The 24,200-nt window shown below is 68.1% G+C and carries 20 protein-coding genes; 15 read left to right on the top strand and 5 right to left on the bottom strand.

All coding sequences use genetic code 11. The annotated features are described in order from the left end of the window. The first annotated feature begins 11 nt into the window (after positions 1-11). The 13 genes from FOA17_RS09650 to tagF all read left to right on the top strand — a co-directional run bounded on the left by FOA17_RS09650 (position 12) and on the right by tagF (position 16,036). Positions 12-1,139: a type VI secretion system protein TssA gene (locus FOA17_RS09650; protein WP_149141257.1), complete on the top strand. Its 1,128-nt coding sequence runs from the start codon at positions 12-14 to the stop codon at positions 1,137-1,139. A gap of 3 nt (positions 1,140-1,142) precedes the next feature. Continuing rightward, complete coding sequence (gene tssB, locus FOA17_RS09645; RefSeq protein ID WP_149141256.1) at positions 1,143-1,673, top strand: type VI secretion system contractile sheath small subunit; 531 nt, start codon at positions 1,143-1,145, stop codon at positions 1,671-1,673. Positions 1,674-1,676: 3 nt separating this feature from the next. Next, on the top strand, positions 1,677-3,191 hold the full coding sequence (gene tssC, locus FOA17_RS09640; RefSeq protein ID WP_149141255.1) for a type VI secretion system contractile sheath large subunit: 1,515 nt from the start codon (positions 1,677-1,679) through the stop codon (positions 3,189-3,191). 116 nt (positions 3,192-3,307) lie between these two features. Beyond that, positions 3,308-3,799 (top strand): Hcp family type VI secretion system effector, encoded by a 492-nt coding sequence (locus FOA17_RS09635; protein ID WP_149141254.1) that lies wholly within the window; start codon positions 3,308-3,310, stop codon positions 3,797-3,799. Between the two features lie 26 nt (positions 3,800-3,825). Beyond that, on the top strand, positions 3,826-4,542 hold the full coding sequence (gene tssE / locus FOA17_RS09630; RefSeq protein ID WP_149141253.1) for a type VI secretion system baseplate subunit TssE: 717 nt from the start codon (positions 3,826-3,828) through the stop codon (positions 4,540-4,542). A gap of 3 nt (positions 4,543-4,545) precedes the next feature. Further along, positions 4,546-6,426, top strand: a complete 1,881-nt coding sequence (tssF, locus tag FOA17_RS09625) for a type VI secretion system baseplate subunit TssF (protein ID WP_149141252.1) — start codon at positions 4,546-4,548, stop codon at positions 6,424-6,426. Beyond that, positions 6,390-7,448, top strand: a complete 1,059-nt coding sequence (tssG, locus tag FOA17_RS09620; RefSeq protein WP_149141251.1) for a type VI secretion system baseplate subunit TssG — start codon at positions 6,390-6,392, stop codon at positions 7,446-7,448. Before tssF ends, tssG begins: the two co-directional genes overlap by 37 nt. Further along, positions 7,445-8,779: a type VI secretion system-associated FHA domain protein TagH gene (gene tagH / locus FOA17_RS09615; RefSeq protein WP_149141250.1), complete on the top strand. Its 1,335-nt coding sequence runs from the start codon at positions 7,445-7,447 to the stop codon at positions 8,777-8,779. The genes tssG and tagH overlap by 4 nt, the downstream gene beginning before the upstream one ends. After that, the gene (gene tssJ, locus FOA17_RS09610) at positions 8,766-9,212 is read left to right on the top strand and encodes a type VI secretion system lipoprotein TssJ (RefSeq protein WP_149141249.1); all 447 of its coding nucleotides are present in this window, start codon (positions 8,766-8,768) and stop codon (positions 9,210-9,212) included. Before tagH ends, tssJ begins: the two co-directional genes overlap by 14 nt. Before the next feature lie 23 nt (positions 9,213-9,235). Then, positions 9,236-10,567, top strand: a complete 1,332-nt coding sequence (tssK, locus tag FOA17_RS09605) for a type VI secretion system baseplate subunit TssK (protein ID WP_149141247.1) — start codon at positions 9,236-9,238, stop codon at positions 10,565-10,567. A 4-nt stretch (positions 10,568-10,571) separates the two neighbouring features. Further along, on the top strand, positions 10,572-11,990 hold the full coding sequence (gene tssL / locus FOA17_RS09600; protein ID WP_149141246.1) for a type VI secretion system protein TssL, long form: 1,419 nt from the start codon (positions 10,572-10,574) through the stop codon (positions 11,988-11,990). A 3-nt stretch (positions 11,991-11,993) separates the two neighbouring features. Beyond that, positions 11,994-15,539 (top strand): type VI secretion system membrane subunit TssM, encoded by a 3,546-nt coding sequence (tssM, locus tag FOA17_RS09595; protein WP_149141245.1) that lies wholly within the window; start codon positions 11,994-11,996, stop codon positions 15,537-15,539. Then, entirely contained in the window at positions 15,521-16,036 is a 516-nt protein-coding gene (tagF, locus tag FOA17_RS09590) for a type VI secretion system-associated protein TagF (protein ID WP_149141244.1), read from the top strand. Before tssM ends, tagF begins: the two co-directional genes overlap by 19 nt. Here the strand turns inward: tagF and FOA17_RS09585 are convergent. The 4 genes from FOA17_RS09585 to FOA17_RS09570 all read right to left on the bottom strand — a co-directional run bounded on the left by FOA17_RS09585 (position 16,008) and on the right by FOA17_RS09570 (position 22,557). After that, on the bottom strand, positions 16,008-18,338 hold the full coding sequence (locus tag FOA17_RS09585; protein WP_149141243.1) for a type VI secretion system Vgr family protein: 2,331 nt from the start codon (positions 18,336-18,338) through the stop codon (positions 16,008-16,010). The two genes, tagF and FOA17_RS09585, sit on opposite strands and share 29 nt — an antisense overlap. 99 nt (positions 18,339-18,437) lie before the next feature. Next, the gene (locus tag FOA17_RS09580) at positions 18,438-20,876 is read right to left on the bottom strand and encodes an ImcF-related family protein (protein WP_149141242.1); all 2,439 of its coding nucleotides are present in this window, start codon (positions 20,874-20,876) and stop codon (positions 18,438-18,440) included. 3 nt (positions 20,877-20,879) lie between these two features. Further along, positions 20,880-21,785: a M15 family metallopeptidase gene (locus tag FOA17_RS09575; protein WP_149141241.1), complete on the bottom strand. Its 906-nt coding sequence runs from the start codon at positions 21,783-21,785 to the stop codon at positions 20,880-20,882. 4 nt (positions 21,786-21,789) lie between these two features. Next, the gene (locus FOA17_RS09570; RefSeq protein ID WP_149141240.1) at positions 21,790-22,557 is read right to left on the bottom strand and encodes a PP2C family protein-serine/threonine phosphatase; all 768 of its coding nucleotides are present in this window, start codon (positions 22,555-22,557) and stop codon (positions 21,790-21,792) included. A 187-nt stretch (positions 22,558-22,744) separates the two neighbouring features. On the opposite strand from FOA17_RS09570, the gene FOA17_RS09565 reads away from it, so the two are divergent. Next, positions 22,745-23,407, top strand: a complete 663-nt coding sequence (locus tag FOA17_RS09565) for an OmpA family protein (RefSeq protein ID WP_238991774.1) — start codon at positions 22,745-22,747, stop codon at positions 23,405-23,407. 10 nt (positions 23,408-23,417) lie between these two features. Next, the gene (locus tag FOA17_RS09560; RefSeq protein WP_149141239.1) at positions 23,418-23,768 is read left to right on the top strand and encodes a hypothetical protein; all 351 of its coding nucleotides are present in this window, start codon (positions 23,418-23,420) and stop codon (positions 23,766-23,768) included. A 4-nt stretch (positions 23,769-23,772) separates the two neighbouring features. Here FOA17_RS09560 and FOA17_RS09555 read toward each other — a convergent pair whose 3' ends face one another. Then, complete coding sequence (locus tag FOA17_RS09555; RefSeq protein ID WP_149141238.1) at positions 23,773-24,198, bottom strand: hypothetical protein; 426 nt, start codon at positions 24,196-24,198, stop codon at positions 23,773-23,775. Positions 24,199-24,200 lie beyond the last annotated feature (2 nt).

Here is a 24,200-nt window from a genome sequence, read left to right as displayed (position 1 = left end):
GTTCTGGCACCATGGATATTGAGGCGTTTCTGCAACCGCTTGATTCCACGCATCCGTCCGGTTCGGATTTGCGGAACGATGCCCGCTTTCACGCCCTTGAAAATCGACTGCAACCCGCCGGCCGCGCCGCGCGTCTGCGCGCCGTAGAAAATGGCGGCACCGGCGCGGTGGAACTGGATTGGTCCGAAATGGCCGATGAGGCGCGGGTGCTGGCGCAATCGGGCCGCGACCTGCGGTTGCTGGTCATTGTCGCGCGGCTGATGACCAACGAAGACGGGCTGGCCGGGCTGGCGGGCGGGCTGGATCTGATCACCCGCAGCGTCGCCGGGTTCTGGGAAAGCCTGCACCCCGCGCTGCGCCCCTCGCCCTCGCCGCGCGAGGCGGCCTTGCGGCGGATCAACGCGCTTTTCCAGCTGGAAAACAACGATGGCGGCGTGCTGGGCGATCTGGAATTCGTGCCGCTGCTGGCGCCGCGCGGTCTGGGCGTCATCACCGGCGGCGATCTGGCCGCGGCGGCGCTGACCCGGCAGGCCTTTCTGGCCGAATGCCCCAGCGGGCTGAACGACAAGGAACTGGCCGATCTGGCCACGAAACACGAGGCGCGGCTGAACCGCGTGACGGCGGCCTGTCGCGCCACCACCGCCGAACGCCCCGATGAAATGGCCGCCCTGCGCGAGGCCACCGCCGCGGCGCTGGCCGGTATCGCCGCATTGGAAACCGCGCTGGCCCCCCATGTCACCGATAATGGCGTCGCGGTGAAATTCGACGGGCTGAGGAAATTCCTTACCCGCATCGCCACCGCGCTCAATGCCAGCGACAGCACGCCGCAACCCGAGGCCGCCATGACCGCCGCCGCCCCCCAGACCGCCGCCGCAGCTGTGCCCGCCGCCGCCATGGCACCCGCCATCCCCGGCCAGATCAACACGCGGCGCGATGTCGAGAAATGTCTCGACCTCATCATAGACTTTTACGAACGCACCGAGCCTTCGTCGCCGATCCCGCATCTGGCACGGCGGATGCGCAAGATGGTGCCCATGAATTTCATGCAGTTGATGGAAGAAATCGCGCCCAGCGGCCTGAAGGAATTTCGCAGCGTCGCCGGGGTTTTTGAAGACAAATCCAAAGCCGGGAGAGAATGAGCGATGAGCGAGAGCAAGGCGAAGGTCATTGAGCGGAACCGCGCCCCGCGGGTGCAGATCGCCTATGATGTGGAGCATTACGGAAGCCCGACCACGATCGAACTGCCCTTCGTCATGGGCGTCATGGCCGATCTCGCGGGCAGTTCCGAAACCCGCGAGGCGCAGAAACCCCCGGCCGAGCGCGCCTTTGTCGAAATCGACGCGGGCCGCTTCAACAAGTTCATGGAGGCGCTGTCGCCCCGGGTGAAGGCGCGGGTGCCCAACACGCTGCCTGCCGCCGACGGCGCCGCGGCCGATGAGGAGATGTTCGTCGATCTCTCCTTCCGCAACATGGGCGATTTCGCCCCCGACAAGGTGGCCGAACAGGTGCCCGCCCTAGCCGAACTGCTGGCCATGCGCCGCCAGCTTGAGGAACTGCTGGGCTATATGGATGGCAAGGTGAATGCCGAGAAACGCATCGCCCAGCTGCTGACCAATGAGCCGCTTCTGGCGCAGGTCGCCGAAGAGGCGATGAAATCCGAAAGCGGGGAATAAGCCATGAGCGACGCGAAACAGACCGAAGGCGCCGCCGGAGCCGCCGAGGCCCAGGCCATCGACCTGGGCGAATTCAACGACCTGCTGGAAAAGGATTTCCGCGTCCGCGAGGATGACGGCGCCAAGTTGCAGAAACTGGTGCAGAACCTGGCCGTCGCCGCCCGCGACCGTTCCGGCACCGCCACGATTTCCGGCAATGCGGTCAAGTCGATCAAATCGCTGATCGCGGGCATCGACCAGATCCTGACCAAACAGGTGAACGAGATCCTGCACGCGCCCGAGATGCGCCAGATCGAAGGCACCTGGCGCGGGCTGCATTACCTGGTCAACAACACCGAAACCGACAGCAAGCTGAAGATCCGGGTGCTGAACATCACCAAGGATCAGCTCGCCGACCAGCTGGAGGATTTCGAGGGCCAGATGTGGGACCAGTCCCCCGCCTTCAAGAAAATCTATTCCGACGAATATTCCATGTTCGGGGGCGAGCCCTTTGGCGCGCTGGTGGGGGCCTATGAATTCAGCCATCACCCGCGCGATGTGGGCCTGTTGCGCAACCTGTCTGGCATCTGCGCCAGCGCGCATGCGCCCTTTATCGCGGCCGCCGCGCCGCAGCTTTTCCGCATGGAAAGCTGGCAGGAACTGCCCAATCCGCAAGATCTCAAGCAGATCGTCTCCTCGCCCGATTACGCAAGCTGGCAAAGCCTGCGCGAAAGCGAGGATGCGCGCTATATCGGCCTGACCATGCCGCGCGTGCTGGCGCGGCTGCCCTATGGCGCCAATACCGTGCCGGTCAAGGGTTTCGCCTTCGAGGAGGAAATCGACGGCAAGCACGATCATTACGTCTGGATGAACGCGGCCTTTGCCATGGGGGTGAACATCAACCGCAGCCACAAGCTCTATGGCTGGGGCACCCAGATCCGCGGGGTGGAATCGGGCGGCACGGTCACCAATCTGCCGGTGCATACCTTCCCCACCGATGACGGATCGGTCGCGATGAAATGCCCGACCGAGATCGCCATCGACGATCGGCGCGAGGCGGAACTGGCCAAGCTGGGCATGATGCCGATCCTGCACCGCAAGAATACCGATCTGGCGGCCTTCATCGGTGCGCACAGTCTGCAAGACGATGACGCCCGCGCCGGGCGGCTGGTGGACCCGGACGCGCAGGCGAATGAGCGGCTCTCGGCCAATCTGCCCTATCTGCTGCCGGTCTGCCGCTTCGCGCATTACCTCAAGGCCATCGCGCGCGACAAGATCGGCACCTTCAAGGAACGCAACGACATGCAGATCTGGCTGTCGGAATGGATCAACCGCTATGTGCTGGCCAATACCGCCATGGCCGATGACAAGGCCAAGGCCAAGCGGCCGCTGGCCATGGCAGAGGTGCAGGTGGACAGCGTCGAGGGGCGGCCGGGCTATTACAATGCGCGCTTCTTCCTGCGGCCGCATTACCAGCTTGAGGGGATCAACGCCTCGCTCCGGCTGGTGTCGGAACTGCCCTCGGTCAAGGGCTCCTGATCCGGTTTCCCTGTCCCGGGGCCGGTTTGCGGCCCCGGCTTTCCCTTTCCAAGACCCGCCCCTTGCCGGGGTGGCAGAATTTCTTCCCCGAACAGAGCTTTTGAAAGGACAGACCCATGGCATTTACCGGCTATCTCAAGATCGAGGGCATCGACGGCGAAAGCCGCCGCGCCGAACATGAGGGCGAGATCGACGTTTTCGGCGTGTCGTTCGAGGCCTCGCAATCCAGCTCCGCCTCGGTCGGCTCGGGGCGCACCCGCGGCCGCGCGACACTGAGCGATTTCACCTTCTTCAAATGGTTCGACGCCGCCTCGCCCTATCTGGCGCTGGCCTGCGCGCGGGGCAAATCCTTCTCCGAAATCGTGTTCACCGCGCGCAAGGATTCGGGCGATGCCCATCTGGATTACCTGATCATCACGCTGACCAACTGCATCATCTCGGGCTATTCCATGAGCCAGAACGCCCCCGAGGACAGCAGCCCCGAACTGATCTCGGAACGGATCGGCGTGTCCTATGAAAAGGTCGCCATCAAATATGTGGTGCAGGCCGACGATCATTCCAAAGGCGATGAACACGAGGTCGAATACGATCTGGTCGCGGCGCGTTAAGCCGCGGCAGGCGAAAGGGGGCGCGTTTGGCCCAGGGACCAGCCCAGCAACAGGCGCGGCGCGAGGCCGTGCAGCCCAGCCTCTGGGATCGTCTGGTGGACGATCTGCCGGGGCTGGTCAGCGAAACCGATCACCGGCACCGCGAGATCGGCGCCGTTATCGGGGCTGAACGGCTGGAGGCGATCATCGCGGCCGGGCCGCGCGCGGTGGATCAGGCCACCGATCTGGACGAGGAGCGGCGGCGGGAACTGGCACAGTTCCTGGCGCTGCTGTCGCGCCGCACCTTTCTGGAGGAGCGCGGCATCATCATCAATGCCGATGTCCTGCGCGAGGCGGTGCGGCGCGATCTTGAGGAATTGTTCGGCATGGAGCGGCTGCAATCGCGCTTTCTTCTGTCGGACATGGAGCGCGGCGGCGCCGAGGATCCGGGTGACGTGCTGGAGGATTTTCCCCATGTGCGCCGGTCGGTGCTGAATTACGGCGTGCCCGCCTTTTCCGGCCGGCAGGCGCGCGATTTCGACCCCGAGGCGCTGAGCCGCGAATTGCGCGAGGTGATCGCGGTCTTTGAGCCGCGGCTCAAGCGCGACACGATCCGGGTGATCGTCGATGCCTCGCCGCGCGAGGGGCTGCGCATCCGGCTGGAGGCGGTGCTGATGCTGTCGCCCGTTCCGGAACGGCTGCGGCTTTCGACGACGATCGACCTCGACAATGGTCGCGCCGCGACCCGGATCGAGGAGGGCTAGGCGATGGACCGCGCCTTTCTGGGCTATTACGAAAGCGAGCTGGCCCATATCCGCGAGCTCGCCCAGGAATTCGCCGCGCTGCATCCGACGGTGGCGCGGAACCTGTCGCTTGATACGCTGCCCTGTCCCGATCCCTATGTGGAACGGCTGCTGGAGGGGGTGGCCTATCTGGCGGCGCGCACCCGGCTGAAGCTGGATGCCGAAAGCCAGCGCCATGTGCGCGGCGTGCTGGATGCGCTTTACCCGGATCTGGCGGGGCCAGCCCCCGCGATGTCAAGCGTGGTGCTGCATCCCGGCCCGCAGGTTCAGACCATGGCCGAGGGCCATGTGGTCAAGCGCGGCACCCGGCTGGTGGCGGCGCTGCGCGAGGGCATCGCGACCCGCGCGACCTATACCACGGTGCAGGATGTCACGCTCTGGCCGCTGGCGCTGGAGACGGTCGAATATCTTCAGGATCGCGGCGCGCTGTCGGCGGCGGGGGTGCCCGATGCGCGGATGCGTGGCGCCGAGGCCGGGCTGCGGCTGGTGCTGCGGCGCAGCGGGGTGGGGCTGCTGTCGGAACTGGCGCTGGATCGGCTGGAACTGGATTTCTCGGGTGGGGCACGTTCGGGCGCGATCTTTGACGCGCTGTTTGCTGCCCCCTTGCCGGGGCTGGCGCGGCGGGCCGAAGCGGCGGCGGCGCTGCATGAACTGCCCTTGCCCGGCCTTGTCGGCATCCGCGACGACGAGGCGCTGTTGCCGCGCCTGCGCGGCGCCTTCGAGGGCTACCGCCTGATGCGGGAATATTTCCTGATGCCCGAACGGTTCCACGGCCTGCGCCTGACCGGGCTGCGCCCGGCGGTGCTGTCCTGCGGCAGCAAGGCGCTGGAGGTGATCCTGCCGCTGGGGCGCCCGGCCTCGGCGCTGTCCGCGGTCTCGGTCAAGGATTTCCGGCTGTTCGCGACGCCGATCGTCAATCTGTTCGAAAAGGAATGCAACGTCGTGGATCTGGACCCGCGCGCCACGGCGCATGTCGTCCATGCCGACCGTTCCCGCGCGATGGATTTCGAGATCCACCGCCTGCTGCGCGTGGCCGATACCGAGGCCGAGGGGCCGGAGGCCGACCTGCAATCGCTGTTCACCCCGGCGGCGCGGCTGGGCTCGGGGCTGGTCTACAGCACCGAGCGCCGCCCCCGCCGCCCTGGCCCCGAGGAACTGCGCCGCGGCCAGACGCGCACCAGCTATACCGGCGACGATCTTTTCATCACCGTCTCGCGCCCGGCGGGCGTGGTGCAGACCCGGCCGCTGCGGCGGCTGGATATCCGCGCGCTCTGTTCCAACCGCGATCTGCCGATCCTGGACGACACGCCGCGCCTTGCGCTGGAAACCGGCGATCCGGTGATGCGGATCGACCTGCTGTCGCCGATGCGCCGGCCGCGTGGCGCGCTGGTCGCGGGCCTGCCGCAACTGGGCCGCGACGGCGAGGCGCAACTTGATGACCTGACCTGGCGGCTGATCGGGCAATTCTCGCTCAATCATCTGTCGCTGGCCGAGGAAAGCCGCAATGCCGAACCGCTGCGCGCCATGCTGGAACTTTATGCCGACCGTGGCGACCCCGCGCTGGCGCGGCATGTGCGCTCGGTCGCGCGGGTCACTTCGCGGCAGGTGATCGAACGGCTGCCGCTGCCCGGCCCGCTTTGCCTGGGCAAGGGGATCGAGATCACGCTGCATATCGACGAGGGGCCGCTCTCGGGCGCGTCGTCGCTGCTGCTTTCGGCGCTGCTGGCGCAATTGTTCGCGCGCCATGCCAGCATCAACGCCTTTGTGCGCACCCGCACCCGGCTTTCCCAGAAACAGGAGGAGGTGGCATGGCCGATGACGCCGGGCACCCGCGCCCTGATCTGAGCTTTCGCAGCCCCGCCCCCGAAAACCTGCAGTTCTTTGAACTGCTGCGCCGGCTGGAACGCGGGGGGCGGCGCTTTGGCCGGTCGGGCGGGCCGGGGCAGGAGCCCGCGCGTCTGGGCCAGCGCGCCCGTCTGGGCTTTGCCACCCGCGACGTGGCGGGCTTTCAGCCGGGGCAAGAGGACGAACCCGCCCGGGTCGAGATCGAGGTGCTGGGCCTTTTCGGCCCCGAAGGCGCGATGCCCCTGCACCTGACCCGCTGGATCATGGCGCGGCAGGCGGAACGCTGGTTCAGTTCGGGCGCGGCCCGGGCCAGCGCCGACACGACCTTCCTCGATTTCTGCAACATGCTGCAACACCGGATGCTCGCGCTTTATTGGCGGGCCTGGGCCGATCAGCACCCCGAGGTGCAGGTGGAACATCCCGGCGGCGGGCGGCTGGGGGCGATGATCTCCACGCTGGCCGGCGTGGGCCTGCCCGGCCTGCGTGAGGCCAACAGCGCCAGCCGCGACCCCGATCTGGCGCTGCGACTGGCCACCTCGCTGGCGCAAGAGGTGAACGGGCCAGAGCGGCTGACCCTCTATCTGTCGGATTTTCTGGGCGCGCCGGTGCGGCTGGTGGAATTCATCGGCGACTGGCTGGAGATCCCGGCCCCGCTGCAATCGCGGCTGGGGCAAGCCCATGCCCGTCTGGGTCAGGGCGCGGTGGTGGGCGCGCGGGTCTATCAGCGGCAGGGCCGGGCCGAGCTGCGGGTCGGGCCGCTCAGCCTGTCGCGCTATGTCGGGCTGGTCACCGACCGCGCCGAACGCCGCGCGCTGCGCCGGGCGATCCGGCTGGTGGCGGGCACCGACATCGCCTTTGACCTGCGGCCGATCCTCGCGCGGGATGAAATTCCGGCGCCGCGTCTGGGTCAGGTGCGGCTGGGGCTGGATTGCTGGCTGGGCGCGCCGCGCGGCGGGGGCGATGCCGATGACCACCTGTTGCGCGGCTTTTCCGCCCGCGAGGACGAGGGGGTGGCGGCATGAGCCTGCGGCTGATCCTGGAAAGCGGCCCCGGCACGCAGGCGCGGCGCGAGATGCGTCTGGCCGAGGGCAGTCTGTCGATCGGGCGCGGCGCCGATTGCGACTGGCAGATCGACGATCCGCAGATGTTCGTGTCGCGCCGGCATTGCGTGATCGTGGCACAGGGCGGCCAGTTCAGCGTGACCGATGAAAGCCGGGGCGGGCTGTTTCTGGATCAGGCGATGCAGCCGCTGGGGCAGGGCGTGACCGCCACGCTGATGCCGGGCATGCGGCTGCGGATGGGCGATTTCGTGATCCGGGTCGAGGTCGAGGCCGCTGCCGCGCCGGCCCCGCCGCCGGCCGCGTCCTCGATGTTCGGCGACGATTTCTTTACCCCGCGCCCCGAAGCCCCTGCGCCGCCCCGCCCGGCCTCTTTGCCCGACCCGTTTGACGATGCGCCGCCGCGCGCCGCCTTTGCCGCGCCCGAGGCCGCCAGCGCCCCGCCGCCGATGTTCGACGACCCGTTCTCGATCGACCTGCCGGCGCGCCCGGCGGCGGCGGTGGATCTGACCCCCGCCGCGCCCCGGCCGGATTTCGACTTTGGCGATTTCGGCCTGCCGCGCGAGGTGGTGCGCCCCGCTGCGCCCCCGCCCGCGCCCCCCGCTATGCCCGAGGCGCCCCCGCCCCCTGCGGCGCCGGTGGTCCCCGCCCCGCCGCCACAACCGGCGCCACAGGCCGCCGCACAACCCGCATCGCTGCCCGAGGCAGAGTTGCTGGCCCATCTGTTGCGCGGCATGGGCATCGCGCCGCCCCCCGGATTTCAGGGCAGCCCCGCCGAAATCGAGGCGCTTGGCCGCCGCTTCCGCCTTTTGGCCGAGGGGCTGGTGCAGCTCTTGCGGGCCCGGGCGCGGGAAAAGGGCTCTGCCCGGGTGGCGCAGACGGTGATCGGGGCCAGCGACGTGAACCCGCTGAAATTCCTTGTGACGACCGAGGATGCCCTCACCGCCCTGATCGCCGCGCGCGGCCCCGGCTATCTGGACCCCGACACCGCGATCACCGCTGCCTTTCGCGACCTGCACGACCACCAGCGCCGCACCTGGAGCGGCCTGCAATCCGCGCTGCGCCGGATGATCGACCGTTTCGACCCCGCCGCCTTTGAATCCGAGATCGAGGATGTCGGGCTGCTCAAATCCCTGGTGGCGGGGGGGCGGCCCGCCCGGCTCTGGCAGCTCTATGCCGACCGTTATCGCGACATCGCCCGCGCCGCAGAAGACCGCTTTCTGGGCGAGGTCGGCGCGGATTTCCGCAACGCCTATGAAAACGAGAGGAGCTTGGACGACGATGGAAAGACGTGATTTTCTGCTTGGGGCGACCACGCTTGGACTGGTCGCCTGCACCCCCGCCGGCCCCGGTGCCGTGACCATCGTGGCGCAGGGTGCTGCCGGCATGAACCCCGGCCCCGACGGGGTGGACCGCCCGCTGACGGTGCAGATCGTGCAGATGCGTTCCGCCGGCGCCTTTGACGGCGCGGATTTCTTTGCCTTGCAGGACCCGGCGACCGCGCTCGGGGCCGAGTTCATCAAGGCCGACCAGATCGCGCTGACCGCGGGGGCCAAGCAAAGCCGCACCATCGGGCTGGATGCCGGCACCACCGTGATCGGCGTGATCGCGGGTTTCCGCGACCCGGGCGGCAAGCGGTTCCGCGCCAAATCGCCGGTTTCGGCCACCGACAGCGTGACCTTCAGCCTGGTGATCAGCGGCAGCGGCGTGGCGCTGAGCCCGGCATAAGACGGCACCGGAAGGGGAAGGGTATGACCGAACGCAACAGGGTTGTCTGGTCCGAGGGGCTTTACCTGCGGACGCAGCATTTCCAGCAACAGGACCGCCATACCGAGGCGCTGATGCGGGCGGGTCTGCTGGCCACGCCCCACCAGCCCTGGGGCTTTGCCCGGCTGGAGCTGGACCGTGCCGCGCTGGATGCCGGGCAGGTGGCGATCCGTGCGGCGCGGGGGCTGTTCCCCGATGGCACGCCCTTTGCCATTCCCGAAGACGCGGCGCCGCCCGCCCCCGTGGCGATTGCCGCCGGGGCGGCAGGCGCGGTGCATCTGGCGCTGCCGGTGGAACAGCCCGGCGTCGCCACCATCGACCCTGCCCATGCCGAAGGCGCCGGTGCCCGCTATCGCGGCGAGATCGCCGAGATGCGCGACACGATCCGCAACGGCGCCGATCCCGCCGAGTTGGAGGTGGCGCGGCTGAACCTGCGGCTGCTGGCCCCGGGCGAGGCGGTGGCGGGTTTTGTCACCCTGCCGCTGGCGCAGGTGGAGGGCTTGCGCGCCGACGGATCGGTCGCCCAGCCCGAGGGCGATCTGGTGCCAGCCCTGACCATCGCCGCGCTGCCCTGGTATGCCGGGCTGTTGCAGGAAATCGTCACCGGCCTTGACCGCATCGCCGAGGCGCATGGCGCGCTGGTGCTGGGCGGCGCCGGCCGCTCGATCGAGAACCTGCTGATCCTTGAACTGGCCAATGCTGCGCGCCCGCGTTTCGCGCATCTTCTGGCGCAGAACCTGTGTCATCCCTGCGCACTTTACGAGGAACTGGTGGCGCTGGCGGGGCGCATGGCGACCTATGGGTCATCCTCGCGCCGGTTGTCCGATCTGCCCGCCTATGACCATCGCGCGCCCGGCCCGGCCTTTGCGGCGCTGGCCGATACGCTGCGCTCGCTCATGCTGTCGCTGCGCCATGTGGAGCCGAAATCGCGGGCCCTGCCGGTGGCGCGGCACGCGCAGAACATCTGGAAGGTGCGGATCGACAACCCCGAAATCCTGCGCAATGCGCGGATCGTGCTGCGCGTGGGGTCAGACCTGTCGGACGAGGCGCTGCGCCGCATCTTTGTCGATCAGGCGACGGTAGGGGCGGCGGATGCCTTTGAAATGCTGTGGAAATCGCGCCTGCCGGGCATCGCGCTGAAACCGCTGCATTCGCAGCCGCGCGAGATCCCGTATGACGGCGAAAGGCTCTGCCTGGAGCTGGACCAGAAATCGGAACATTGGGGGCAATTGTTCACCGCGCCGGGCTTTGTCATCGGCGTGTCGGGGCAGTTGGAACGCGAACCCCAGATCGACTGCTATGCAGTAAGCAGGTGACGGCATGAGCGACAAGGACGATCCCTTTGGCCTGGGCACCGATGCCGGACGGACGCGGATCCGCCCGGTGGCCGGGGCCGCGCCCTTGCCGCCGCTGACCCCGCAACCGCCCCCGCAGCCGACACCGTTCCAGCCGCTGCACCAGCCCTCGCCCTATGGCGGGGTGCAGGCGCCGATGACGCCGGCGCCGCCCTTGCGCCCCCGCGCCGCGCGGGCCAACCCCAACCCGCTGGTCACCGCCTTTGCGCCGCTTCTGGAACTGGCGCCCGAACTGGAAAGCGCCGCCCCCCCGGCCCAGCCCGAGATCCTGCGCGAACGCATGCAGGCCAGCCTGATCGAATGCCGCGACAGTGCCGTCGCGCTTGGCCAACCGCTGACGCGGGCCAATCAGGCGGCCTGGTTCGTCGCCGCGCTGATCGACGACATCGCGCTGAATACGCCCTGGGGCGGGCACAGCGCATGGCCGCGCCAGCCGCTTGTTCTGTCGCTGACCGGCGAGGTGGATGCCGGCACCCGGTTTTTCCGGCATCTGGAGGAGTTGGTGCGCCACCCGACCCGTGACCCCGATCTGCTGGAGCTGGCGTTCCTGTGCCTCTCGCTCGGGTTTCGCGGCCAGTATCGCCCGCAAGGCGCCACCGGCGAGGCGGCGATCATGGCGCTGCGCAGCCAGATCGCCCGGCTGATGCGCAACCCCGAGGCTTTGGCCGCGCCGCTTTCGCCGCATTGGCAAGGCGTCGATGCCCCGGATGAGCCGCGCCGCTTTGTCGTGCCGATCTGGACGGTGGGGCTGGTCGCCCTGGCGCTGATCGCCGCGATCTATACCGGGTTGTCGCTGCAACTGGGCAGCAAGGCGGAACAGTTGTTCGCCACCGCCGCCAGCCTGCCCCCCAAGGACCGGGCCGAGATTTTCCGCCCGCTGCGCAACACCGACGCGCCGCCCCCGCCGCCCGCCGCCGCCCCGGTTAGTTTTGAATTGCTGCCGCTGTTCGCCGCCGGCGCGCCCAAGGAAACCGCCGCCGCGCTGAAAGGGCGCGAGGATGTGTCGCTGGCGGTCCTGATGGTGCAGGGCACCGCGCCCGAGGTGTTCCGCTCTGCCAAGGCCGATCTGAACGCGGAATACGCGCCCCTGATCGCCTCCATCGCCAAGGTCATTCAGGAGAATGCCGAGGTGATCGGCCGCATCACCGTGGTCGGCCATACCGACAGCGTGCCGGTGCAGCGCAGCAATCCGTTCCAGTCCAATCAGGGCCTGTCGGAGGCGCGCGCCGCCACCATCGCGCGGCTGCTGGTCGAGGCGGGTCTGCCCGCCGATCAGGTCAGTTCCGAAGGCCGCGCCGATACCGAACCCCTGGGCGACAACGCGACCAAGGCGGGCCGGGCGCAGAACCGCCGGGTGGAAATCCGCATCGAGAAAAGGCTCTGACCCATGCGCGCGATCAAGGCCATCCTTCGTTTCTTCATCTCGCGCCGGTTCTGGGTCTTTGTCGGCATGGCGCTGCTTTGCGCGCTGATCTGGCAATTCGGCGCGCTGCTGGCCTTTGGCGACCTGCATCCGCTGGAAACCGAACTGTCGCGCCTGATCGCCATCGGGGTGATCGTGGTGCTGTGGCTGTTCACGGTGCTGATCGGGCAATTGCGCGCGGCCCGGCGCAACCGGATGTTCGTGACCGAACTGGCGGCGGCGCCGGTTGCCCCCGCCGCGAAACCGGGCGACGCCAATCTGGCCGAGGTGACGGGCAAGTTTCAGGACGTGCTGGCCCAGATGCGCAAATCCCGGCTGGGCACCAAGAAATTCCTGCGTGAAATGCCGTGGTACATGATCATCGGCCCGCCCGGCACCGGCAAGACCACCGCGCTCAAGCAATCGGGGCTGCATTTCCCGATTGATCTGGGCGACGATATCAAGGGCGTCGGCGGCACCCGCAACTGCGACTGGTTCTTTACCGATACGGCGGTGCTGGTCGATACCGCCGGGCGCTATGTGCAGCAGCAATCCGACCCCGAGGTGGACGCCGCCGAATGGCGCGGTTTCCTCGATCTGCTGCGCAAGCATCGCGGGCGGCGGGCGCTGAACGGGGTGATTGTCACCCTGTCGATGCAGGAATTGCTGGGCGACGAAGGCGCGCTGCGCCAGCATGGCCGCGAGATCCGCAAACGTCTGGCCGAATTGCGCGAACGGCTGGAAATGCAGTTGCCGGTCTATCTGATGATCACCAAGGCCGATCTGGTGCCCGGCTTCGAGGAGTTCTTTGCCGATCTGACCAGCCGTGACCGCGAACAGGTCTGGGGCGCCACGCTGGCCCCCGATGCGCGGCCCGACCCGACCGGGATCGCGCGCGAATTGCGCGGGCTTCTGTCGGCGCTTGAGGGGCGGGTTTCGGCCCGTCTGGCCGAAGACAACAACCTGACCGCCCGGGCCGAGATGTTCCGCTTTCCCGCGCAGATGGAGCGGGTCGAGGGCCCCTTGCGCATTCTGGTCGAGACGGTTTTCGGCGAAAGCCGCTATGAGGCAACGCCCTGGCTGCGCGGGTTCTACTTTACCTCGGCCGCGCAAGAGGGCTCGCCCATCGACCGGATGCTGGGCGATACCGCCGCCGCCTATGGCCTGCGCGCGCAACCGCCCCTGCCGCGCCGCGCGGGGGAACAGCGCAGCTATTTCCTGCGCAACCTGCTGAGCGAGGTGATCTTTGCCGAATCCGGCCTTGGCCTGTTCGACCGCGCGGCCGAGGAGCGGCGGGTCTGGCTCTGGCGTGGCTCGGTCGCGGGGGCGACGCTGCTGGTGGTGCTGGCCGGCATCCTGTTCCTGTTTTCCTTCCTGCGCTGGTCCGGGGCGATTGCCGATCAGGCCCGGCTGACCGCCGATCTGTCGGCGCGGCTGACCAATGTCGCGGCGCGTCAGGCACCGACCGATCCGCTGGATCTGGACTTGGCACTGGAGGCGATGACCGGGATCGAGGCCGCGCGCAGCCCGGTGCAGGCCAGCCTGCTGACGCTGGCGGGGCCTTCGGCGCAGACCGATCTGGGCCGGGCGCAGCAGATTTCCTACGATCACGGGCTGCGCACCATTCTGGAACCGCGCATGGTCGCGCTGCTGGAAGCCACGATGCTGCGCGAGATCCGCAACCCGGAATATCTGCTGGGCGCGCTCAAGGCCTATCACATGATGACCGGCCGGGCGCCCTATGACCCGGATTTCCTGGCGCGGTTCTGGCAGGAACAATTGCCCGGCCATGCCCCGATCGACCCTTTCCCGACCGAGGCCGCGCTGGCGCATCAACTGGCCGCCATCGACCGCGCCGCGGGCGACGAGGCCGCGGCCCGCATCACCGCCGATGACCGTCTGGTCGCGGCGGCGCTGCAATCCATCTGCACGGTGCCGCTGTCGGTCCGGGCCTATAATGCGTTGATGCAGGATGCGGCGGTGACGGCGCTGCCCGATTGGGTGCCCGCCGACAAGGCCGGGCCGAACAGCGCGCGGGTGCTGACGCGGCTGTCGGGCAAGACGCTGCGGGTGGGCCTGTCGGGGGCCTATACCTTTGCCGGTTTCCACGACACCGTGCTGCCGCTGCTGCCCGAGGTCGCAGCACAGGCGGCACTGGACCGCGAGGTGTTTGCCGGTGGCTGTTCCGACAGTTCCGACACCTCGGTCGAGACGTTGCAGGCCGATATGCTCAAGCTCTATTCCGATGATTTCATCGCGCAATGGGACGGGTTCCTGCGGGATGTGCGGCTGGCGCCGATTGCCGATCTGCAAACCGCGACCGCCAATCTCAAGGATCTGGCCAGCCCCGACAGCACGCTCAAGCGGCTGTTGCGCGCGGTGGTCGAGGAAACCGACCTGACCCGCCCGCCGCCCGAGGACAGCGCGGCGGATGCTGTGCCCGACGGGCTGATCGGGGCCGCGACCAAGAAGCTGGGCAAACTGGGCAAGCTGGCCAGCAAAGGATCAAAGCTGATCCCCGCCGGCAAGGGCGACACCCCGGCCCAGCCGCCGGGCACCGTGATCGCCACGCATTTCGCCCCGCTCAAGGCCACGGTGACCGAGGTGGACGGCGTGCCCCCCCTGATTACCGATGCCGAAACCGCGCTTGGCGCGCTGGCCAACGAATTGCAGACCGTCGCCGCCAGCCCCGACCCCGAAGCCGCGTTGCTGGCGCGGGGCGGGTTGCCGCAACTGACCGGGCAGTTGAGCAATGTCGCGGCCATCCTGCCCGATCCGGTGGATGACTGGCTGACCGGCCTCGCGGGCGATACGATCAGCGTGACGCGCGAAGCGGTGGTGGCGCAGCTCAACGCGCGGTGGCGGGCGGATGTGCTGCCCTTCTGCACCTCGGCCACCGCCGGGCGCTATCCGTTCGAGGCGGGCTCGGCCATTGACGTGAATACCGCCGATTTTCAGCGCCTGTTCGGCCCCGGCGGGCTGATCGACACCTTCACCAACACCCATCTCATTCAATATGTCGATACCACGGTGCGGCCCTGGAACTGGCGCGCCGATTTCGGCCTGCCGGCGGCCAGCCTGCAACCCTTTGAACAGGCGCGGTCGATCCGCGACGGGCTGTTCCCCGGCGGGGCGGGGCCGATCATGGCCTTCACGCTGGAGGCCAAGGATCTGTCGGCCAATGCCTCGCGCGTGACGCTGAATGTGGACGGGCAGCAACTGGTCTATTTCAACGCCGCCACCCGCCCGCAGGCGATGACCTGGCCCGGCAAGGACGGCACCAACCTCATCTCGCTTTCCTTCACGCCGGTCGATGGCGCGGGCGAGGTGATCGGGTCGGAAACCGGCGCCTGGGCCTGGCTGCGGCTGATCCGCAAAGGCAAGCTGGGGCGCACCAACCTGCCGGAACTGTTCACCCTGTCGCTGTCGCTGGGCGGCTTTTCCGCGCAATTCGAACTTCGGGCGGCTTCGGTCGAAAATCCCTTCGACCTGAGCATGTTCGGCAATTTCAAATGCCCGCAGAGCTTCTGACTCTGGTCGGGTTTCACGGCAAACTTCCGGTGACGGGGGATTTCGTCACGCGGGGGCTGCCGCACGGGTTCCGCGTCTATTGGGATCGCTGGGCCGCGCGGTATCTGGTGACGCAGGAGGCATGGCCTGAGGGGGGCCTGCGCCTGCGTCTTGCCTCCGGTGGGCGTGTGGCCTGCGGTGTTGCGGTGCCAAGCCGCGATATCGCAGGCCGCCGCTTTCCGCTGGCGGCTTTCGCGATCGCCGGTGATCTGCCTGATCCGCCGGCACTGGACCGCTGGGCCGATGCCGCCCATGCCGCGCTGACCGCCGCGCAGGCAGGTGGGCAGGATGCCGAAACGCTATGGGCGGCACTGGCGGCGCTACCGCTGCCCGAAGGCGCGGCAGGGCAGGGCGCGGCGATGCAGGTCTGGCGGCGTGGCCAGCCGGCGCAGGCGGTGGACCCTGACGCGCCGGCGCTGGCGCCGCTGTTCAGTTGTTCAGGATCTTCGATCCCTTGATCACCACATCGCCCGAGGCCTTGGCATTGATCTTGCCCGAGCCTTTCAGCGTGATGTCCTTGCCTTCGATGGTGATCGTGCCGTCCTTCTTCATCGCGATGGCGGCCGATCCGCATTTGAGCGTGATGGCATCGCCCGCCTCGAGGATGATGGTCTTGCCGGCCTTCACCGCCCAGCTTTCGCCGATCTTGTGCGCCTGGCTCTTGCCCACCTCGATACCGCGGGCGCCGCCGACCTTGGCGATCTGATCCTTGCCGATCTGCGTCACCTGCCCGCCGCCGATGGTGACGGTCTGGTCGGCGCCGATGTCGATCGACTGGTTCGACCCGACCGACCATTGATCGTTGCTGCCCACGGCATGCACCTGATCCGAGCCGACGGTCATGCGCCGGTCGGCGGCCACGGTGTTGATCTGCCCGGCCCCCACGCTGCGCACCTCGGCCGCGCCCACGGTATCGGTGCGGGCGGCCCCTACGGTGATGGTCTGCGCGACGGCGACGGTCTGGCTATGGTTCGCGCCGATGGTTTCAGTCGAATTGCTGCCGATGGTGATCGTTTCATTCGCGCCCACCGTCAGGCTGCGGTTCGACCCCACGGTTTCATCGTCATTCACGCCGATCTGCACCGTGCGGTTGTTGCCCACGCTGACCTGCTTGTCATGGCCCACGCTTTCGGTGCGGTCGTGGCCGATGGATTGCTGCGCGTCATGGCCCACATCCTCGGCGAAATCATTGTCGATCTGGCGGGTTTCGTTGTGCTTGATCCATTCGCGGTGGTCTTTCTGCGCCTGGAAATACACTTCCTCCGCGCCGGCCTTGTCTTCGAACCGCAGCTCGTTCCAGCCACCCCCCCCCGGGGTAGACCAGCTTTTCCACCCCGATTGCGAGGCATTGTCGGGCAGGCCATAGGGCACCGGCTGCTGCGCGTTATAGACCCGCCCGGTGATCAGCGGCTGATCGGGGTCGCCCTCCAGGAAATCCACGATCACCTCTTGCCCGATGCGCGGGATCTGGATGAAGCCCCAGCCCGCCCCGGCCCAGACCGAACTGACCCGGATGAAGCAACTGGTATTCTCGTCGTGCCGGCCCAGCCGGTCCCAATGGAACTGCACCTTTACGCGCGAATACTTGTCGGTGAAAATCTCCGACCCGGCAGGCCCGACCACGACGGCGGTCTGCGGCCCCGCCATGCGCGGGCGCGGCGTGATGCGTGGCGGCCGAAACGGTTGCGCATGCGGCGAGACGACCATGCTCATCTCATAGCCTTCCTCGTCACTGGCCTGGCCGGCACGCAATTCTTCGTCCCACAGCGAATAGCGGGCCGAGACGACGAAGTAGTCGCCATTTTCGACCTCGCGCGGGAAATGCTCCAGCACGAAAGATTGACCCGGCGCCAGCAAAAGCGCCGTGGTCTTCGCGCTGACACGGCAATGATCTGCCTGTGCCTCCTCCAGCCGGCGTTTCGCGATGGCCTCGCCCGTCCCCAGATCCACATAGCGACCCGGATAGTGATAGAGTTCGGCCTTGTTCTGGGCCTGTCTTGGCTCTGCGATCTGCCTGGCTGTCAGGTCAAGGGCCGGTTTTTCGAAATCATAGTCGCGGGCGGTGAACTTGCCACTGCTGACCTGCGTGCGCGGCGCCCAATGCGTGATGTAGTGGCGCCCCGATTGATGTTGGAAGACGTCGGGCTGATAGGTCAGCGGGATCCAGTCCTTGGCCGGATTGCTGTCGCAAAGTATCAGGACATGCCCGGTTTCGTCATGGGTGAAGTAATAGAATATGCCTTCGTCTTCCAGCAGGCGCTGCACGAAATCCAGGTCGCTTTCGCCATATTGCACGCAATATTCCCGCTTATCATGTCGGCCGCCGATCCTGGATTTGAACCGCGCCTCGGGCCAGTCGCGAAACACCTCCTCCACGATGTCGGGCACCGATTTTTCCTGAAAGATGCGGTTGTCGGTTTCCAGTGACAGGAACCAGAGCCAGGGCCGCAGCGTGAGCCGGAAAAACGCCAGATCGTCGCGTATCTCCTCCAGGGCGAAATCGGTGACGAAGCCGTGAAAATGGCGCGGCTTGTGCAGCTTGTGGGTCACCAGCGCCGGGGTGCCCAGCACGGTTTCCGGCTTCAGGTTCATGTCCTTGCAACTGATCAGAAGACTGTAGGAAAAGCACTGGCTCAGCTGTTCCTCACCGTCCATGCGCGCGAAGAAATGCTCCTGTTCGATGGCGGGGATCGACACGGTGATACGGGAGGGCCCGCCCGCCGGCAGATCGTCATCAAACTCTCTCTCTCTTGTGACCATGGCAGAGTCTTTCGTCAGATATATGTTCAAAACAGGCTTGGCGAAATGCCGGGGACAATAGCGGGCAGTATGACGCAATTCCCGCGATTCGGGCGGAAATCACAGGACGGGCGGGCAGGTCAGGCCGCGCATCAGCCCGCGCAGCGCCAGCGGGTTCTGCGGGCTGTCGAATTGCAGTTCCAGAAACAGCCGGGCATCCTCGGCCTTGAGGTCGATCAGAAAACGCTGCCCGCCATCGCGTTCGCGCAGCCGCAGCGGCGCCAGCAGCCGCAACAGCCCCCAGAGACCGGGCGCCGTCAGCCGCGCCTCGCCGCCCGCGCCGGTAAAGCGCGCCTCGATCCCGGCAGCGGGGTCGGGGCCGGGCCAATCCAGCCGTAGCGCCTCGGTCGTGGCCTCGACCGGGCCACCGGTGCCCCCCAGCGTGACAAAGGCCCGCCCGCGTTCGGCCAGTGCCGAAAGCGTCAGCGTGGCGCGCAGGTCACCCTTGCCGAACAGACCGGCGCCAATCGCCTGCGCGCGTTGCAGGAAGGCGGCGCTTTCGGGGGCCAGCCCCTCGAACCTTGCCTCGGGCTTCCACCGCCAGGGGGTTGCGCTGGTATCCAGCATCTCGGCGGCGCGGCCGGTCACGAAGCGGTCGATCAGCCCGCCGGGGCCGAACAGGTGTTGAAGGGTGGCGGGCTCGGCCTCCTCGGCGCTGTCGGCAAAGGGAAAGTGGCCGGCGGTGGCCTGAAGGCAGGTTTCCAGCACTTGCGCCTGCCAGATCTGGGTCAGCGGGTTGGACAGAAGATCGGCATGGGCGGCGCCGGTCTGGGCCAGCGTATCCTCGACGATCTGCACGACCACGGTCGGCGCCACCCCCAGCGTGGCGACCGAACGCCCGCGATCCTGCGCCGACATCAGGCGCTGCTGGCCGGTTTCCTCGGTCCGGTCCATGGCGCCAAGCGCGACATTCAGCCCGGCGAACAGGGCGGCAATCTCTTGCATGCGGCCTTGTTCGACATATTGGATCATCGGCCCGAATTCGGCGGCAATGGCCAGTTGCTGCGGATGGCTGCGGCTTCGGTCGCGCCCGCCCGCCTGCTGCCAGACCTGCGCCAGAAGCTGTTCCAGCACCGAATTGCGCCGCGCCAGTTCGCCCGAGATGCGGACCGAGGCGTCGGGCGTGGTGAATTCGCGCACCCGCAGATCGGCCAGATAGCCGGACCAGACCGCCAGCGTCTGCTGTTGCAGCCGGTCCATCAGAATGTCGGGCGTGTCGTTTTGCGGCGGGGGCGGGGTAGGGAACAGCCGTGCCGCCTGATCGCGCGCCGCCTGCACCGCCAGCCCGGCGCCGAAATCGCGTGCCTCGGCCCAGCCGGCATCGGTGAAAAGCCCGTCAATCGGCGTGTCAAAGGCGAGGTCCGATTTACGCCGCAAGACCGCCGACAGGCCCGGCACCGCCTGATCGGGGCGCCAGTCGGGCGGGGCGGCGGTGGCGGCGGCGCGGTTCAGTTCCAGATAGGCGCGGTCGGGCTCTGGGGCCTCGGCGGCCAGGATACGGGCCTGGGCCAGCAATTCGGCATCCGGCGCGGGCGGGGCGGTGGCCGGCGGGGCCAGCCGCGCGACATGCGGCGCCAGCCCGCGCAGCGCCGCATCCTCGGCCACGCGCGCCGCAGTCCAGCCAGCGAGCCAGTCGGGTTGCCATTCGGTCGCGCCTGACAGCACCGCATGGGCGCGCAGCGTGTCATAGGCGGCGACCGGCTCGCCCTCGCGGGCCAGCGCATCATCCAGCGCGCGGGCCAGCAACGGCGGCAGGTGACGCGCCAGCGCATCGGCATAGGTGGCCTGCGCCCGGTCGGCGGCATCATAGCCGGCCAGATGCGCGAACAGGTTGACCGGCGCCCGCGCCCGGGTGGCGGCGGTGGTATCGGCGGCGGCGGCCAGCGCATCCAGCCGCGCCGCCAGATCGACAAAGCTGCCGTCGCGGTCCAGCCCGGTGGCCAGTGCCTGCGCGTCAAAGGCCGCCGCCAGATCGCGGTGAAAACGCCATTCGACCCAGGCGCCCCAGCCAAGGATTGCCAGCACATAGGCGCTGATCAAGACGAGCAGGATTCCGGTCCAGTTCGTCGTGACCGGGCCGCTGTCATAATGCCGCCGCGCGCCCTCCAGCCGGGCAAGGCAGGCGGCCAGAAACCCCGCCGCGCCGACATAATCCGGCCCGGCCCCCGCCGCGCGGCGCTGATATTCCGCGATATCCGCCAGGGCGACGGTGCGCCCCTCGAACAGCAGGCGGCGCGCGCCCTCGCCCCAGAGCGCGGGGTCGATCTCGCGATTGGCGCGGGCCTCGTGATCCAGCACCAGCCCAAGCGCGAGCCGCGCCGGCAGCACCGCCGGCCCCGGCACGCCGGCCCGTTGCAGCCCCGACCCGAAACGGTCAAGCAGCACGGTCGCATGGCGCAGCAGATCGCCCAGGCGTTCGCCCCGCACATCGGCCAGCCGGTCGGCATAGGCCAGCACCGGATCGGCCAGCCGTTGATAGACCTCTGGCCCCGCCGCCATGACCTAAAGCCGCCCTTCGGCCTTCCAGGCGCGCAGGGTTTCCTCGCCCACCTCGAAATGCATCGAATCCTCGCGATTATAGGCGGCGCCCCAGAACCAGCCTTCGTCATTGAAATATTCCGCCAGGATCAGCAGCCCGAACTGCGTGCCGCCATCGGCGAAACCGTCCAGCTTGCCCTCCAGCGTCAGGTCGATCGCCGTGCCCCAGGAATGGTTCGAGACCGAGGTGGTGGAGCCGCGGATGAACCGCGCACAAAGCGCGCCGGCGGTGCCGACCTTGGCATAGATGTCGGGGTCGCTTTCCTTCAGCCGGTTCAACACCCGTTCCAGGCTTTCCAGTGCGGGCCGCAGCATGGAGACCTTGATCGGCCCCACCTGCCGCGTCTCGATCAGGCCCTTGAGCGCGGGGTTGCTGACCGGCTGGCAATCGGTGTTGTAGCTGTCGCGCGGCGGGCCCAGCAGTTCCATCATGATGCGGTTGCGCGGCTGGGTGACACCCTTGTTGAAGCGGGTCTTGGCCAGCTTCATCTGTTCGGTCAGCGCCTCGGTCGGCGCGGTTTCGAAATCCTCATCGGGCAGGAGTGCGGCCGGGTCTTGCAGCGGCGGCGCGGCCAGCAGGGCCTCGGCGCCCGAAGCGGTTGTCGGCAAAGCGGGGCCGCGATTGGCCAGCAGGCTCATTTCCTCGCGCAGCCGCGCGAGGTCGGCCTTCTGCCCCTCGGCCTGCGAGGCGGTCTCGGCCCCCTGCGCCTCCAGCCGCGCCACGGCATCCTCCAGCCGTGACAGCCGCAGTTCCGCCGCGCCGTCCGCGGTATCGAGCAGCACCGTCACCACCGCAAAGGCGATGGCCGCGACCACGACGCCGATCGCCACGATGATCGGCCCGATCAGGGTGCCCCTTGCCTGTGCCATGCCGTTACCCGCCCGTCAGATCGACCACGATGACCGAGACATTGTCCGGCGCGCCCTCCTCCAGCGCGCGGCGGATCAGGATCTCGGTCGCGACAGTGGCGGTTTCGGCCAGCGCCAGCAGCGCCTCGATCACGCTTTCATAGACGCAGCGCGGCAGCCCGTCGGAACACAGCATCAGCCGGTCGCCCGGCACCAGCGGCACGGCGGCGTGGTCGATCTCCAGTTCCGGCGCGGCGCCCACGGCGCGGGTGATCACATGTGCCTCGGGGTGGTGTTCGCGCGCCTCGGCGGCCAGTTGGCCGCGATCGACCAGATCCTGCACCACGGTATGATCATGGGTCAGCATCCGCAGCCGCGTGCCGCGCAGCAGATAGGCGCGGCTGTCGCCCGCCCAGGCGACATGGGCGATGCCCTGGTCGATCAGCACCGCGACCACGGTCGCCCCCATCATGCCCGCGCCGCGTTCGGCCGCCGCCGCGCGCACCCGGGCATTGGCCTCGGTCAGCGCCGCGTCCAGCGCTTCGGCCGGGTCGTCCTCGTCGCGGATGGCGGCCAGCGTGTCGATCACCAGATCCGAGGCCAGCGCGCCGCCCTCATGCCCGCCCATCCCGTCGGCCACCGCCCAGAGCCGCCCGCTCGGATCGGTCAGGATCGCGTCCTCATTGGCGCTGCGCACCCGGCCACGATGGGTCAGCCCTGCGCCAAGCGCGGTCGGCACGGCGGCAGGCCAGCGCGCCGGGCTGCGCGGGACAAAGGTCGTGGGCTGCGTCATGGCCCGTCACCCGGGGCCAAGGGGGCAATGCAATCGGGCATCTGTGAATGATCCGGAAAAGGGTCGCAATTGAAAACAGAGCCAATCTAGCATAGGATGGGTCCATCCTTAATTGATATTTTCGGGTGCTTTCATGCGACGTTCGGGCCTTTTCGCCGCCTTGGTCTGCGGCCTTTTCCTTCCTGTCTTGGCGGTCGGACAGACGCTGAGCGACGATGAGCTGCTGCGCATGTTCCAGATGCAGCGCGAGGCGTTCCAGGCGGTGCAGACCGGCACCGGCAAGACGCGCGGCCTGACCCTGCTGACGCTGGACGAGACCGGCGAGGCCGTGGCCCCGGCCACCGGCGATGTGGCGGCGGCGGCCCCTGTCACCGGCGACAGCCCCGCGCCGCTGGGCACCGATCCGCAGGGCGGCGCCGTGACCCTGACCGAAGCGCCGATCACCGCCGATCAGCCGGTCGCGCAGAATGCCCCCGCACTGGTGCAGCCGGTGACCTTTGGCCTTTTGCCCAAGGAATTGCAGGTCAATATCCGCATCCGCTTCGATTTCGACAGCGCCTCGATCGCGGCCGATCAGGCGCCGGTGCTGGATCAGATGTGCAAGGTGATGAAGGCCAGCGATATCAAGCTGTTCCGCATCGTCGGTCATACCGATTCCGCCGGGACGGACGCCTATAACGAACGCCTTTCGCTGCTGCGCGCCGAAGAGGTGAAGCGCCGCATGGTCAAGGATTGCGGCATAGGCCCTGACCGGCTGGAGGCCATGGGGCTGGGTGAACGCTTCCTGTTCGACCCCGCCGATCCCAAGGGGCCGGAGAACCGCCGCGTCGAATTCCAGGCGCTGAGCTGAGGGCGCGGGGATGGAGGGGTTCGAGGTTCTGACCGACGAGGATCGCCGCAGCTATGCCTATGCGCTTTGCGTGCTGGGCATGGTGGCGGCCGGCGGCACGCTGGGGTCGATGGCGGGCGGGATGACGCTGCCCGGCGCGGCGGGCGGGCTGGCCTTTGGCCTGCTGATGTGCCGCACGGTGGAAAAGCCGCTGAAGCAGAAGCTGTTCGATGCCTCGGCGCGGATGACGCCCGAGGAATTCCGCCTGCTGGCAGGCCAGACCGCGCGCAGCCAGCCGGGGCTGACGCGCAAGGGGGTGCTGGATCTGCTGGCGCAGGCCCGGTCCGAGGCCGCCGCCGCGCCCGCGCAGTTCCGCTGCTGATCGTTCAGCCCGTCATCGCCTGGCCCTGGCGAAAGCTGTCGAAATCCTGCCCGAGGGTGATTTCCTCGGTGATCTGCCATTTCGCCAGCACCAGTTCCCAGCGGGCGCAGAGATAGCCGTCATATTCCGCCGGGTCGAGCACGGCCAGATCGCGTCGGCGCGGCAGCAATTCCACCGCCGCGGGGCAATCCACCAGAAAGGGCAGGGCAAGGTCGGTGGCGCAGATCACCGGGCGCCGCCCCTCGGCCTTGAGGCGCGGCACCAGGGCTGCCAGCACGGTTTCGCGGTTTTCCAGATCGGGGCCAAGTGCGGTGACCAGACAGCGCGGCACCGCCAGATCGGGCGCCGGATCGTCGATCAGGGCCAGCAAGCCCCGCCCGGCGGGACGTGGCGGGGCAGGGGCGGGGGTGGCGGGTTGGCGGCGCCACATGG

Origin of the sequence: Gemmobacter caeruleus, from assembly GCF_008271655.1 — a bacterium.
Classification (GTDB): Bacteria; Pseudomonadota; Alphaproteobacteria; order Rhodobacterales; family Rhodobacteraceae; genus Gemmobacter; species Gemmobacter caeruleus.
This window is presented reverse-complemented; position numbering and strand designations above follow the sequence as displayed.